General features: G+C 40.8%; 11 protein-coding genes and 1 riboswitch. Of the genes, 8 read left to right on the plus strand and 3 right to left on the minus strand.

Going from position 1 to position 14,603, the window contains the following annotated elements; translation table 11 throughout:
* Positions 1–24 precede the first annotated feature (24 nt).
* Entirely contained in the window at positions 25–1,377 is a 1,353-nt protein-coding gene (locus AC4HCY_RS03795; protein WP_491095409.1) for an MATE family efflux transporter, read from the minus strand.
* 253 nt (positions 1,378–1,630) lie between these two features.
* Between AC4HCY_RS03795 and AC4HCY_RS03800 the strand changes: the two genes are divergently transcribed.
* Entirely contained in the window at positions 1,631–2,866 is a 1,236-nt protein-coding gene (locus tag AC4HCY_RS03800) for a S8 family serine peptidase (protein ID WP_323431148.1), read from the plus strand.
* 246 nt (positions 2,867–3,112) lie between these two features.
* Entirely contained in the window at positions 3,113–3,622 is a 510-nt protein-coding gene (locus AC4HCY_RS03805) for a GNAT family N-acetyltransferase (RefSeq protein ID WP_491095410.1), read from the plus strand.
* 74 nt (positions 3,623–3,696) lie between these two features.
* On the opposite strand, the gene feoB is transcribed toward AC4HCY_RS03805, so the two are convergent.
* Complete coding sequence (gene feoB, locus AC4HCY_RS03810; RefSeq protein ID WP_323431146.1) at positions 3,697–5,847, minus strand: ferrous iron transport protein B; 2,151 nt, start codon at positions 5,845–5,847, stop codon at positions 3,697–3,699.
* 22 nt (positions 5,848–5,869) lie between these two features.
* Complete coding sequence (locus AC4HCY_RS03815) at positions 5,870–6,109, minus strand: FeoA family protein (RefSeq protein WP_323431145.1); 240 nt, start codon at positions 6,107–6,109, stop codon at positions 5,870–5,872.
* 504 nt (positions 6,110–6,613) lie between these two features.
* Here AC4HCY_RS03815 and AC4HCY_RS03820 point away from each other — a divergent pair.
* The 6 genes from AC4HCY_RS03820 to AC4HCY_RS03845 all read left to right on the plus strand — a co-directional run bounded on the left by AC4HCY_RS03820 (position 6,614) and on the right by AC4HCY_RS03845 (position 14,601).
* Complete coding sequence (locus tag AC4HCY_RS03820) at positions 6,614–9,112, plus strand: ABC transporter permease (protein WP_491095411.1); 2,499 nt, start codon at positions 6,614–6,616, stop codon at positions 9,110–9,112.
* 11 nt (positions 9,113–9,123) lie between these two features.
* Positions 9,124–9,798 carry an ABC transporter ATP-binding protein gene (locus AC4HCY_RS03825; RefSeq protein WP_491095412.1) on the plus strand — a complete coding sequence of 225 codons (675 nt, stop codon included), beginning with the start codon at positions 9,124–9,126 and terminating at the stop codon, positions 9,796–9,798.
* Entirely contained in the window at positions 9,798–10,856 is a 1,059-nt protein-coding gene (locus tag AC4HCY_RS03830; protein ID WP_323431142.1) for an HlyD family secretion protein, read from the plus strand. Before AC4HCY_RS03825 ends, AC4HCY_RS03830 begins: the two co-directional genes overlap by 1 nt.
* A 158-nt stretch (positions 10,857–11,014) precedes the next feature.
* A riboswitch (ZMP/ZTP riboswitch) is annotated at positions 11,015–11,094 on the plus strand.
* 67 nt (positions 11,095–11,161) lie between these two features.
* On the plus strand, positions 11,162–13,390 hold the full coding sequence (gene pflB / locus AC4HCY_RS03835) for a formate C-acetyltransferase (RefSeq protein ID WP_491095413.1): 2,229 nt from the start codon (positions 11,162–11,164) through the stop codon (positions 13,388–13,390).
* Positions 13,391–13,407: 17 nt separating this feature from the next.
* The gene (gene pflA / locus AC4HCY_RS03840) at positions 13,408–14,145 is read left to right on the plus strand and encodes a pyruvate formate-lyase-activating protein (RefSeq protein WP_491095414.1); all 738 of its coding nucleotides are present in this window, start codon (positions 13,408–13,410) and stop codon (positions 14,143–14,145) included.
* 90 nt (positions 14,146–14,235) lie between these two features.
* Entirely contained in the window at positions 14,236–14,601 is a 366-nt protein-coding gene (locus AC4HCY_RS03845; protein WP_323432537.1) for a GlpM family protein, read from the plus strand.
* Positions 14,602–14,603: the final 2 nt, after the last annotated feature.

A 14,603-nucleotide genomic window follows, 5' to 3' on the forward strand; every position in this document is an offset into this window, starting at 1 on the left:
TAAAAATATGGTGAACCTCTTAATTTACAACAAAGCCTTATCATATATATTTTTTCTTTTGTAAAGGACAAGATTGAATAAAAAGCGGAATGCCAGATCTATGCTCATAACCACCCAAATGCCTATTATGGGAAGCTTGAGCAAGTAGACTACTACCAAAGTGAAAGGCACTCTGATCCCCCAAAGCCCTGTTCCTGCCACCAGCATAGGGATATTTGTATATCCTGCGCCTCTCATGGCCCCCATGAGCACGTTGGAAGCATTTTGAGGTATCTGTACTATTCCCATGAGTATGAGATATATGGAACCAAGACGTATGACCTCAGGATTATCCGTCAGCAGAGACATCATGGCACCTGGGAAAAATACAAGCACTATAACACTTATAGCCGTGATGGAAATAGAGCCTTTAAATATCTGTTTAAGATACAGCTTTGCAAGCTTTTCATCGCCGGCTCCCAAAGCTTGTCCCATGAAGGCGGTGGCGGCGATGCTGAAGCCGGTAGCAGGCATATATGATATGGATTCTGCCTGCATTCCAAGCTGGTGGGCAGCAAAGGCTGTTTCACCGTAAGTAAGTATGGATCTGGTGAGAATAATGGCAGCAAGCTGCCAGAACATGGATTCTGCAGAGGAAGGAAGGCCGACTTTATATATATTCCGTATCTGTTTCATATCAATGCTGAAGAAGCTTGTGTCCAAGTAAGAATGCAGCACTCCGCTTTGGCTAAATAGCACATATAAGCCCAGAATCGCTGCGACGAACTGGGACAAAGCGGTTGCTATGGCAGCTCCTTTGACTCCCATAGGTTCGAAGCCAAGCCTACCGAATATCAGCACATAGCCGATTGATATATTTACGATGTTCATCATCATAGTTATAACCATTGGAGTTTTGGCATTCCCCATGCCCTGGAGCACTCCTCCGACAACAAGCATGACAGCCAAGAATGGCAAGCCGAATGAAACGGTCCTTATATATATGATAGCCTTTTCCAATAGCTCCGGGCTTGGGTCAAATATGCCAAGCAAAGCAGGAGAAAAAATATATACTACTGCTTGGAGTATCACCACTACAATGATTGTAGATATCAATGTCTGCTGCATGACATGCTTCATCTTGCCGTATTCTTTGGCTCCGAAATATTGTGCTACATATACGGATGCTCCCGTGGTTATGCCCTTGAAAAGGGCCCAGACCATCTGGGTGATACGCATGCTGATCCCTAGAGCACTGACAGCTATGACATCGATCCTGCCTATCATTCCCATCATAACCAAGCCTGCAGCCATCTGAAGAACGCCTTCAATGGCCACAGGCAGTATCATTGCAGAAACTTTCTTATTTATATACCTTAAATCATAATTATCAGTCATAATTTGGTCTCCATATAAACAGTATTTTGATTCTATTATATCATCTCATATCCAGTCTAAGCAATTTTCATTTATCTGCTAAGCTTTTGCAATGCAAAACCATGACTGCAATAATATATAGGAAAAACGAAGCAGTTATGATAATATTTAGGTATAAAAGTAAGACAATGGTAAATTATATATAAAGCATTTACTTGAGCTTAAATGTGATTTGTTTTACTTAAAACCAAACAAGAAAGAGAGGGGTATTTTGATGAGAAAATTAGCTTTAATTTTAGCTGCAGCTTTCTTTTTGTCATCATGCGGGCTTAACACAGCTTCAACAAAAGAGCATACAGAAGTTGAAAGTAATATTACTATATATCCTGCTGAAGCAGACTTCCGAAGAGGGAAGCTAAGCTCCTTACCGGCTTATAATCCGGACTCAACCGATGGCTGGCAGGTCGATTTAAGAGGGTATGACTTATCATCCCTAAATTTGGAGGACAGGTTATATGATTTACAGTATGCGGACTTTGATAGCAAAACTGTATGGCCTGAAACTCTTCCGAAAGAGTTTAACCCTGATAATATAATGGAGATCGGGAAGAGCCCGGGGTTAAATATTGATAAATTGCACAAAGAAGGCATAACAGGTAAGGGTATTGGAATAGCGATCATAGACCAAGCACTACTTGTTGACCACATAGAATACAAGGATAATCTAAAATTATATGAAGAGATACATTGGCCTAATAGCGAAGCACAGATGCATGGACCGGCAGTTGCTTCTATTGCCGTCGGAAAAACAATAGGAGTTGCTCCTGATGCTGATTTGTACTATATTGCAGAACAGCATGGAGAATTTAAAAATAATAGCTTCGAATGGGATTTTATATGGTTGGCTAAATCTATAGAAAGGATTTTGGAAGTCAATGAAACTCTACCCGAAGGTAGAAAGATCAGGGTTATTTCAATCTCTGTCGGCTGGGATGAAAGTCGGAAGGGATATAAAGAAGTTGCAGCAGCTGTGGAAGAAGCCAAAAAACAGGGAATATTCGTCGTGTCTTCATCGTTGTTTGAAACCTATGGATATTTCTTTCATGGACTGGGCAAAAATCCTATAAATGATCCCAATGAAGCTTCTTCTTATGAACCAGGTTCGTGGTGGGCAAAAAGCTTTTATAATTTAGGATTAGATAGGGTCAAAGAGATAAATAATGTAGATGATATGCTATTAGTGCCTATGGATTCAAGAACTACAGCAAGCCCAACGGGAAAAGACGACTATGTGTTCTACAGACAGGGGGGATGGAGCTGGTCTATCCCATATATTGCGGGAATATATGCTTTAGCGTGCCAGGTTAAACCGGATGTCAATCCCGATATATTCTGGACGGAAGCTTTAAGAACAGGAAAGACAATTACTATAGAAAAAAATAATGCTAAATATGAGTTTGGAAAGATCGTATCTCCTCAGGATTTAATATATATTTTAAGAAATAAGTAAAAGGTATAAAACAACAGATTAAATTAATAAAACAATTGCTTATTGTTTCAGAAGCATATTTTAACGATATTGACAATATGGTAATTATATGAAATAATACATAAAAGTGAGTATGCTTGAGCATAAAAGTGCGAGCAGCATAGGGACTATAAAAGTCCTACACGAATGGCTATAACCCTTCGGAGTCACTCTTTGGAGTGATTTTGAGGGGTTTTTTTAATTTTAAATTTGAGGGGGTAAATAATTATGTCGGACTTTATAATCAGGCCTGTGAGAATTGATGATGCAGCAGCCATCAATGAAATGAGGAGGATGGACGGAGTGAGGGAGAATACCCTTGGTATTATCAGCGAGCGGGTTACAAGGTCTGAGGATTTTATCAGGGGTTTGTCGGAGAATGATCATCTCCTCGTAGCCGAGTTTGAGGAAGACGGGGCGAGAAAAGTTGTGGGACTGATAGGCATGAATGTCAGCCGGAACCCAAGATTAAGGCATTCTGCAAGCATAGGCCTCATGGTGCATCCTGATTATCAGGGAAGAGGCATTGGGACAGCCTTATTTGAAAAAATAATCGATCTTGCGGATAACTGGCTTATGCTGACAAGGCTTGAGCTTGCTGTCTTTGTTGAAAATCAGAGGGCGGTTAAGCTTTATGAATCATTGGGCTTTCAGATAGAGGGAATTAAAAAGTATGCCAGCATAAAAAACGGCAAATATGTAGATGAGTATATGATGGCAAGGTACAATGTGATATAAAGGGAGTTTTACCTGCATAGCATCGAATTTGAAATCGAATAAGGATGCTGCAGCAAGTAAAATTCCCTTCAGTACTACACCAAGCCTAAAAGCCTGACAGTCTGCGCAAATATAAAGCATACCAAAATGCCTGCGATGGTTGGGACCAAGAAAGATGCAAAGGTCCACTTCCAACTTTGGGTTTCCTTCCTGATGGTTAGAAGGGTGGTTGCGCAAGGAAAATGCATTAGGCAAAACAACATTACGGATATGGCAGTCAACCAGTTCCAGCCGTGCGAGATAAGCAGATCCCTCAGTGCATCCAAGCTTTCCAGCTCCAGCATGGAGCCTGTTGACATATAGCTCATTATCACTATGGGCATGACTATCTCATTGGCGGGCAAGCCTAAAATGAAAGCCATAAGTATATAGCCGTCCAAGCCCAGCAGGTATGCAAAGGGCTGCAGAAAACTTGCACAATGGTCCAATATGCTTGCATTCCCAATATAGATGTTGGCGAAAATCCATATGACAAGGCCTGCAGGGGCGGCAACGGCAACGGCACGGCCTAAAACAAATATGGTCCTGTCAAATATGGATCTCACCAATATCCTCCCAAACTGAGGCTTCCTGTATGGCGGCAGCTCTAAAGTGAAGGAGGACGGGACTCCTTTTAAAATAGTCTTTGATAGTATTTTTGATGCGATTAAGGTTGCCAATACTCCCAGTACGATAACACCGGTAATTGTCAGTGTTGCGATGAAGCTTTGCAGATGGCTGCTTGCAGCTCCAGCAATAAATATGCTTGTTATCGCAATGAGCGTTGGGAATCGTCCGTTGCAGGGCACCAGAAAGTTTGTGATTATCGCGATCAACCTTTCTCTGGGCGAATCGATTATCCTGCAGCCGATAACTCCTGCCGCATTGCACCCAAAACCCATGCACATTGTCAATGCCTGCTTGCCGTGAGCGCAGGCTTTTTTGAAATAATTGTCGAGGTTAAAAGCCACTCTTGGCAAATAACCCAGATCTTCAAGCAGGGTAAACAAGGGGAAGAATATAGCCATAGGCGGCAGCATGACGGATACCACCCATGCCAAGGTCCTATACATTCCCAATACCAGTGCTCCATGGAGCCAATCAGGCAGGCCGTATAGAATGAAAATATCCGTAAGCCGGGCTTCGATCCAGAATAAGAATTTGGCAATAATATCCGAAGGTATATTAGCTCCTTCTATTGTGATCCAGAACACCACTCCCAGAAGTGCAATCATTATGGGAATGCCGAAAGCTTTCGAGGTAAGCACGTTGTCTATCCTTTTGTCCAATTCATTATAGTTTTCATTTTCAAATTTTACTGCCTTGCTGCATATATCCTCTGCGAGGGCTACTATGGAAGTCACTATTTCATCTCGTAAAGCGGCTGAATCAGCTACACTGTCTGATGAAGGCCATATGGATGCAGCAGGCTCGCTGCTGTAATTTATTTTTTCTGCCAGATCGAAACCTAGGTGCCTATTTATTGAGTTCAATATTGCGGCATCATTATCCAGAAGCTTCAGCGCCAGCCATCTGCTGTTCATCTTGTTTTGCATAAGGCTGCTTATCTGGAAATCCAAAGATTGTACAGATTTTTCGATCCCATTGCTGTATTTAACTTTAATGGGTTTTGTGACTGCTTGTTCCAGGGCTACCTTATAAACCGCATCCATCAACTCCTTCAGGCCTTTGCCGCTGCGGGCATTTGTCCCGACAACAGGCACACCCAAGAGCTGCGACAGCTGATCCAGATCTATACGGATCTTTTTTCTATTTGCTTCATCCATGAGATTTACACATACCACTACCTTATCCGTCATCTCCAATATCTGCAGCACAAGGTTAAGGTTTCTTTCAAGACATGTGGCATCCGTCACCACCACGGTAGCATGGGGATTGCCGAAGCATATGAAATCTCTGGCGACCTCTTCTTCTACAGAATTTGAAAGCAAAGAATAAGTTCCCGGCAAATCAACCAATATGAAGTTTTTGCCCTCATATTTATAGCTGCCCTGGGCTGTTGCTACAGTCTTCCCCGTCCAGTTTCCGGTATGCTGGTTCAATCCGGTAAGACTATTAAAAACTGTACTTTTACCTGTATTGGGATTCCCGGCCAATGCAATCACTATGTCATCGGGAGAGACCTTTTGTATATCGGAAGCTTCTCTTAATGCTGACAAACCTGTCGATTGATTTGTAAGGCCCATTCCAAAATACACCTCTAACTTTCTATATCACTTCTACCAATATTTTTGAGGCCTCTTCAGACCGAAGGGCTATGACTGCGCCCCTGATCTGATAAGCTACCGGATCTCCGGAAGGGCTTCTTCTCAAGGATTTAATTTCAGTATCCTGGATCAATCCCAGATCAAGCATTCTTCTTCTTGAGCTTCCGTCAGAGATAAGCTCCCTTACCAGAGCGAAGCTTCCGATAGGCACCATATGAAGCGGAATTATGTTATTATTCATCAATATGCCTCCAATAAAAATATATTTAAAAGTTAGCCGCGGGAAAATATTTTATCTATAGCTAATATATGAAGAGACTATTGAATGTGTTACACATATAAATGATATAGGAATTTTATGAAGATTTTTATTTCACCAGCGCATGAAAACAGAAAGTGTATAATGAAAGGAAGAAATTGCTGCAAGGCGATGCTGCCTTGGCCTTAAAAGGATACGATGTCATCACAAATATAAAGCTTTGCTTAAAAATAAAAGAAGAATCTATGAATGGCTGATGTTAAATTTATGCTATAAAATTGATGGGAATCTATGGGAGAAAGTTCTTTTTTTATGCATTTTAGAAACTTTTTTATTTTCTTATCAAGATTTCCCAATTAAATGAGACCTCATTAAGTATTAAGTATTAAATATTCATATAAAAATATTAAAAGTAAAAAAAGGAAGTAATTTTCCAAAATTATACGTATAAACAAAGGAACTACTAAATGAACAGAAGGTGAATAAGTGTCTATTATTGTGAAATTCACACTCAGGAATATCAAAGAGAAGAAGCTCAGGACATTTTTAATCCTGCTGTCTATCATATTGTCTTCAGCCTTATTTTTTGCATCAACGGCTATTTCTACGACAGTAGAGATGATGATCATGGAGCAAATGCGAAAATATATAGGCAATGCAGATATCATGATAGGCGCAGGTGAACAGTCAAAAACAGGTTATATCTCTCCCAATTTATTGGATGATTACCAAAAAGGGGTGAAATATACCGCCGGCATGATATGGGGTAGCGGAGAATATAAGTCAAAGGGTGAAACCATTCAATTAGAAATACAAGGTATCGACCTGGAAGACCTGGATGAGATGAACCCCATAATATTGGACCAGCAGCAGGAGCTGAGCCCTTTCAAAGGCAATAAGGCTATAATTGGAAAGAAAATGGCGGAAAAATATAATTTAAAACCCGGCGATTCCCTGGGGATCAATATGTACGGGTCTAAAAAGTGGTTTACAGTTTCCGCGATTTCACAGCCTGTGGGGCCTTTTGCAGAGGATGGACAAAGTACATATATCGTTGTGCCGAGGGAAACTATGGCCGGCCTTTATGGTCAAAAGGGGAAAGTACATTCATTGTATGTGGGACTTGAAGATCCTTCCAAGCAGGATATGATGGTGGAGGAGCTTTCAAAGGCTTATCCTATGTACAGGGTTGAGCCTACCATATCAAAGGCCATGATAAAGAGTGAGACTCAGCAAATATCTGCAATGTTTTTAGTCATTGTAGCATTTGTTTTGATTTTAAGCATGTTTATAATATATACTTCCTTCAAAGTCATTATGGCTGAACGCCTCCCTGTGATAGGTACATTCCGCAGCATTGGCGCGACAAAAAAAATGACAAATCGGGTTTTGATGATTGAAAGCATGATATATGGAATTTTAGGAGGCATACTGGGAGATGTCTTGGGAATAAGCATTCTAAAGCTTATGATAAATCAAATTACACCTTCCTGGATGACAGGCGTTGATATCAAAGCTTATTACACTTTAGGCCAATTGATCATGGGATTCAGCGTAGGTTTGATTTTAGCAGTGATCAGCTCATTTTTGCCCATCAGAAGGGTAGCCAAGATTCCCATAAGGGATATCGTGTTGAACTCCATAGAGAAAAAGGTTAAGAAGAAGCGATGGAAAGCCATATTGGGCATATTATTTTTAACCATAGCTATTGCAGGACCCATGATAGTGCCTGAGAGCATGGCGTTAGCAGTGGATGTTATATGCATGTTTTTGCTGGTGCCTGCTGTTGTATTGCTTGTGCCCTATATCACCAATGGTTTTCTGAAGGCATTTAAAGCCATCTATGAACGCATCTTTGGAAATGAAGGGATATTGGCTGCACAGAACCTGAGGGATAACAAAAACAGCTTAAACAATATCATTTTATTGGGAATGTCCATTTCGGTGCTGCTCATGATCACCATCTTGAGCCAAAGCATGGTTAATAATATGCTAGATTACTTCAAGGATCATAAATATGATATATCCTTCTGGTCCTGGCCCATGGACCGCTCCGTAGAGAGCAGGCTTCTTTCTGTGGATGGAGTTTCAGATACATACGGGAAATATGAAAAGTACGGCAAGCATGAAGTTGTAGGGAAAAATGCTGAAATAAGATGCATACTTGGTGTCAATAAGGCTAAGACCCTTGACTATATGGCTTTGGATATTGAAGGTGAGTCAGAAAAGCTTATTGAGGAATTAGATGAAGGAAGGAATATCATTGTTACAAATATATTTAAAGATGATCACGGGATTAAAAAAGGAGACTATTTAAAACTAAAAACAGAAAGGGGTACATTGGACTATAAAGTCATAGGATTTATTGAATCAAATCGTTTTGATGGTAAATATGCGCTTATTGGTGAACGTTATTTAAAATCTGATATGGGGGCTAAGCAATATAGCGATATATTAATAAAAACAAATAAAGATCCTGAAGAGGTAGTAAGAAGCATTCAGGAAAAGTTTAAAAATAGGTACCCCTGGGTCAGATCGATGAAACAGATGCTGGAAGAAAACATGGAAAGCAACAGCAAGATACTGGGAATATTTAAAGGTTTCGGGATAATGTCGCTGGTCATCTGCATATTCGGGGTTTTCAATAATTTGATAATAAGCTTTATAGATCGAAAGCGTTCACTGGCTATCATGCGTTCAGTAGGGATGAACAAAAAGCAAACTGTAAAGATGATTTTTATAGAGGCTTTTATAGGTGGCTTGATAGGCGGTCTGACAGGCATTATAATCGGCTTGCTTCTTTTGATGAATGTGGAAAAGGTCATAGAAGCATTGGGAGGCTCTATGAAGGATTTCATACAGATTCCATGGACTTCTTTGGCCGCAGCTATGGCCGGAGGAGTTATCATCACCATAGCGGCATCTGTGGGGCCTGCCTTGAGATCTTCGAAATTTAATATAATAGATGCCATCAAATATGAATAGGAAGTGAGAGCATGGAAAATATCATTCAGGCATTAGACTTATGCAAGACATACAAATTAGGCGAAGTGAGCATAGAGGTATTGAAGGATGTCAATCTTGCAATAAATCAAGGGGAGTTTGTTTCTCTTATGGGACCCTCAGGTTCGGGAAAAAGCACTCTTTTATATTTGCTTGGGGGTTTGGATAAACCTACCTCAGGGAGCATCACCGTTAAGGGACGGGAATTGTCGGTGATGAAGGACAAGGAAGAAAGCGAGATGAGGAGAAGGGAGATAGGCTTTGTATTCCAGTTTTATAATCTGGTCCCCAATCTGAATCTGGAGGAAAATATAATGCTTCCCATATTATTGGATGGGAAGAATCTGAAGAAGTATAAGAACAGGTTGGATGAGATTTTAGAGCTTGTAGGCCTTGCGGACAGGAGAAAGCATACCCCCAGGGAATTGTCCGGAGGGCAGCAGCAGAGGGTAGCCATCGCCAGAGCATTGGTAAATGAGCCGGATATCATCCTGGCAGACGAACCTACAGGGAACCTCGACAGCAAATCAGGAACGGAGATATTGGAACTATTTAAAAAAATAAATAAAGAAAAAAACAAGACCATAGTGCAGGTCACGCATTCACATGAAGCAGCCCAGTATGGCACACGATTGATAAACGTAAAAGACGGAAGGGTGTGGGAATAATGAGAAGAATATTGATAACTGTCTGCTTGGCAGCAATGATCCTATTTACAGCAGGATGTCAGAAAAAAGATACGGAGAATGCAATGGCACAGCCGGACCAAGGGCAGCCCCAGGCTCCAGTACAGCAGACTATCCAGGCTTTTGGAGTGGTCAAGACAAAACAAGTAAAAGGCATCATGGTAGATTTACCTGCTACCATTGAAAAAGTACATGTACAGGAGGGGCAAAGGGTTAAAAAAGGAGATGTGCTGATCACACTGAGCTTAAAAGAAATTGAAGAGCAGATCAAAGAGAAGGAAGATTCCTTGAAGATTGCCAAATTAGAACTGGAAAAGCTATTGGAAGATGTAGGCGATAAGAATAACGAGAATATAGATTATGAGCCGGAAATCATTCAGGCTAAAAATAATCTGGAAAAAGCTCAAATGGAGTATGATAAGCTGGAGAAGGATTTAAAGAATAAAGAAGCTATGCTGGAAAAAGGGGGAATATCTCAAAATGAGTTTGATGAATCTAAGGTAATATTGGAACAAAAACAAAAGGAAATTGAAAATGATAAGATAAGGCTGGAGGACTTAAAAAACAAGCAGCGAATATCCAATAATAAGAATGCATTGGATATAAAAATCAAAGAACAAAATATTGTATCACTGAAATCGCAGCTTCAAACCTTAAAGGATAAGATTGCTCAAAGCGGTATAAAAGGGAATGAAATCATATGCGATATCCCTAACGGAGTTATTGAAAAGATCAATAATGCATCCGGTGACCGTTTAAATGCCGAAAAGCAGATCATGAGCATTTTGGACTTGGATACCCTGATAGTGCAGGCAAATGTGGCCGAAGACTTCATCAAGGATATCAAGGTGGGAAGCAAAGCCGTCATCAATCCTTTGGCAAACCCTGATAAGGAATATGAAGGAACCATATCAAGGATATCGAATATGGCTGTGCAGGATAATGGAGAAACAGTAGTGCCGGTGGAAATAACCATCGCAGAGGTTGATGAGTCTTTATTGCCTAATTTTAATATAAATATCAAGATAATTGTAGAGTAATATTATTCAATAATATTTGACGAAATAAATACGAATATTAATCATTGATTTATAGATATTATAGCTAATTATACGAACATAATATAATAACGTTGACAAAACATATGTATATTTGTATAATATTAGTACAATCGGAATCAAATACATAAATGAATAATTGCGGATCACATTACTGGCGGAAATGGAATAGACCATAGGGAGTGTGATTCTTGATATGCCGACCGCCTGGGCACCAAAGTCCGGGAGGCCGGTTTTTATTATATTAAATCCCAGACTTTGGCTTAATAAGTCTAGGAGGGATTTGAATGAAAGAAAAGGAATGGAAAGAATTTGCCGGAGGGAATTGGACTCAGAAGGTGGACGTAAGAAATTTTATTCAAAGCAATTATACCCCATACACAGGTGATGAAAGCTTTTTAGAGGATGCGACTGAAAAAACCGAAAGGGTCTGGACGCTGTGTAAAGAACTATGCAAAAAAGAGCTGGAAAAGGGCATCCTCGATGTGGATACAAAGAGGGTTTCCGGAATAGACCGCTTTGAGCCCGGCTATATAGATAAGGAAAATGAAGTGATTGTAGGCCTCCAAACTGATGCGCCGCTGAAGAGGATGGTCAATCCTTTCGGCGGTATAAGAATGGCTGAGGAAGCGCTTAGGGCTTATGGATATGAGCCGGACCCCGAAATGGATATGATATTTGATGAGTATCGCAAAACCCACAATCAAGGGGTGTTTGACGCATATACGGAGGAAATGAGAACTGCAAGGTCGGTAGGGCTTTTGACAGGCTTGCCTGATGCATATGGCAGGGGAAGGATTATTGGGGATTATAGAAGGGTTCCTTTATATGGCATTGATTTTTTGATTGAGCAGAAGGAAAAGGATTTTCATGATTTAAAGGGTGCTATGAATGAGGAATTGATCCGCAAAAGAGAAGAAACTTCCGAACAAATACGTGCTCTGGATAAAATAAAGAAGATGGCAGCCTCCTATGGCTTTGATATATCAAAGCCTGCCAAAAATGCTGCGGAAGCAGTTCAATTTTTATATTTTGGGTACTTGGCAGGAATAAAGGAAAATAACGGGGCAGCTATGTCACTTGGAAGAGTGAGCTCTTTTATAGATATATATATTGAAAAGGATATCAGCCAGGGAATTCTTACAGAAAAAGAAGCCCAGGAAATAATTGATCAATTTGTTATAAAGCTTAGAATGGAAAGACATTTGAGAACTCCGGAATACAATGAACTTTTTGCAGGCGATCCCAACTGGGTTACGGAATCCATCGGCGGAATGGGCCTGGACGGCAGAACCCTTGTCACCAGGACTTCATTCAGATTCCTGCATACATTGACCAATCTTGGACCTGCTCCGGAGCCTAATATGACAGTCCTATGGTCAGAAAGCCTTCCGGAGGATTTTAAAAAGTATTGCGTCAGGATGTCCATGGAAAGCGGCGCTATCCAATATGAGAATGATGACCTGATGAGGGATACCTATGGAGATGATTATGGAATAGCTTGCTGTGTTTCTGCGATGAAGATAGGCAAACAGATGCAGTTTTTCGGCGCGAGATGCAACCTGGCAAAATCTCTCCTTTATGCAATAAACGGAGGAATTGATGAGAAAAAAGGAGTGCCGGTGGTTCCCGGTATTGACAGAATAGAAGATGACGTGCTCGATTATGAAAAGGTCAAGGCCAATTATGATAAAGTGCTGAAATATGTGGCTGAGCTTTATGTAAACACGGTGAATGTCATTCATTATATGCATGATAAATATGCCTATGAGGCAGGGCTTATGGCACTGCATGATACGGAAGTGGGGAGGCTGATGGCTTTTGGAGTGGCAGGCCTTTCCGTGGCTGCTGATTCTTTGAGCGCTATAAAATATGCTGATGTAAAGCCCATAAGGGAAAAGGGCATAGCTGTAGATTTCAAAATTGACGGAAGCTTCCCCAAGTATGGAAATGATGACGACAGGGCAGATAGCATTGCCATTGAAATACTGAAAAAGTTCATAGAAGAATTGAAAAAGCATGAGCTTTACAGGAACGCAGAACATACCTTGTCCGTACTGACTATAACCTCAAATGTGGTGTATGGAAAGAAAACCGGAGCTACTCCTGATGGGAGAAAGGCTAGGGAAGCTTTTGCCCCCGGTGCCAATCCCATGCATGGAAGGGATGAAAGCGGGGCATTGGCATCATTAAATTCGGTTGCTAAGATCCCCTATAAATCTGTATGTCAGGATGGAATCTCCAATACATTTTCAATCGTGCCGGAAGCATTGGGGAAGGACTATGAGCAGCGTATAAAGAATCTTGTTTCAATATTGGACGGATATTTCGCACAAAATGCTCATCACTTGAATGTAAACGTGATGAGAAGGGAAATGCTCACCGATGCTATGGAACATCCTGAGAAATATCCGGCTTTGACCATCAGAGTTTCGGGCTATGCGGTCAACTTCAACCGTCTGACCAGGGAACAGCAGCTTGAAGTTATAAAAAGGACATTCCACCGGTTCATGTGATTCAGGAGGAGATGCAAATGGGAAGAATACATTCCATAGAAACATTAGGGCTGGTAGATGGCCCCGGAATTCGTTTTGTAGCATTTTTTCAGGGCTGCAGCCTTAGATGTGCCTATTGTCATAACCCTGATACCTGGGATATAAATAAAGGAATGGAGATCACTGCCGAGGAATTGCTTAAAAAGGCGATCAGGTATAAAGCTTATTTTCAAAGATCAAGCGGCGGTGTTACATGCTCGGGAGGCGAGCCTCTCTTGCAGCCTGAGTTTTTGACCGAGTTCCTAAGGCTCTGCAAAGAAAACGGGATTCACACGGCTATAGATACTGCAGGATTTGGAAAAGGAAGCTATCACAGTATTTTTAAATATACAGACTTAGTTATTCTGGATATCAAGCATATAAATTCAGCAGGATATAGAGAACTGACAGGAAGGGATATGGGAGAGTTCGAAAACTTTGCCGGGTGCTTGAAAAAATCGGGTACAAAGCTTTGGCTAAGACATGTAGTTGTTCCAGGTATAACAGATAGTGAAGAGCATATCCGCAGCATGAAAAAAATCATGATGAGATTTGATAATGTAGAAAAGATAGAGTTGCTTCCATATCATACCCTTGGTGTCAATAAATATGAAGCCATGGGAATTCCTTATAAATTAAAAGGAGTTCCGCCTATGTGCAAGGACAGAACCAAAGAATTGGAAAACATAATGGGACGAGGGGACAGGCACCTTGTCCCATATTGCCCGGTATGCTAGCTTAAGTGCTGTAGCAAGGTGGTTGATATTGACATAAAAGTATCCTATAATATATATTACTTTACCAAACATTATGATAGGAGTATAGACATGAGTTTTACAGAGGCAATTTCTAGATTTATAGTAGGCGGAAGCCTTGTTTTAATAGTGAGCTTGCTTGGAAAATTGAAAAATCCTTATATTTCGGGACTGGTGGTTTTATTTCCGGTAGTAACGCTTGTAGGATATTATTTCCTGTCGCTTTCAGTTACCGGGCAGGCATTGCAAAGAGTAGTTTTGGTCAGTTTATTCGCCGTACCTACCACGATAGCTTTTTTGACAATGGTTTATTTTACTATCGCCAAAATGCCGGCCTGGAAATCCCTATCTCTTGGCTTGTTGGCTTGGCTCGCAGCAGCATTAGTATTGATATTATTGGATAAATGGTTTTTCCATATCATGTTCAATGGCAAATAAAG

This window comes from Lutispora sp. QWL-02 (genome assembly GCF_058315355.1).

What these genes read in the sequence shown, in the direction of transcription:
- pflA (WP_491095414.1), top strand. Translation starts at nt 13,408, where the DNA reads ATGGGAAGAATACATTCCATAGAAACATTAGGGCTGGTAGATGGCCCC.
- AC4HCY_RS03830 (WP_323431142.1), top strand. Translation starts at nt 9,798, where the DNA reads ATGAGAAGAATATTGATAACTGTCTGCTTGGCAGCAATGATCCTATTT.
- feoB (WP_323431146.1), bottom strand. Translation starts at nt 5,847, where the DNA reads ATGGGCCTTACAAATCAATCGACAGGTTTGTCAGCATTAAGAGAAGCT.
- pflB (WP_491095413.1), top strand. Translation starts at nt 11,162, where the DNA reads ATGAAAGAAAAGGAATGGAAAGAATTTGCCGGAGGGAATTGGACTCAG.
- AC4HCY_RS03795 (WP_491095409.1), bottom strand. Translation starts at nt 1,377, where the DNA reads ATGACTGATAATTATGATTTAAGGTATATAAATAAGAAAGTTTCTGCA.
- AC4HCY_RS03825 (WP_491095412.1), top strand. Translation starts at nt 9,124, where the DNA reads ATGGAAAATATCATTCAGGCATTAGACTTATGCAAGACATACAAATTA.
- AC4HCY_RS03845 (WP_323432537.1), top strand. Translation starts at nt 14,236, where the DNA reads ATGAGTTTTACAGAGGCAATTTCTAGATTTATAGTAGGCGGAAGCCTT.
- AC4HCY_RS03815 (WP_323431145.1), bottom strand. Translation starts at nt 6,109, where the DNA reads ATGAATAATAACATAATTCCGCTTCATATGGTGCCTATCGGAAGCTTC.
- AC4HCY_RS03805 (WP_491095410.1), top strand. Translation starts at nt 3,113, where the DNA reads ATGTCGGACTTTATAATCAGGCCTGTGAGAATTGATGATGCAGCAGCC.
- AC4HCY_RS03800 (WP_323431148.1), top strand. Translation starts at nt 1,631, where the DNA reads ATGAGAAAATTAGCTTTAATTTTAGCTGCAGCTTTCTTTTTGTCATCA.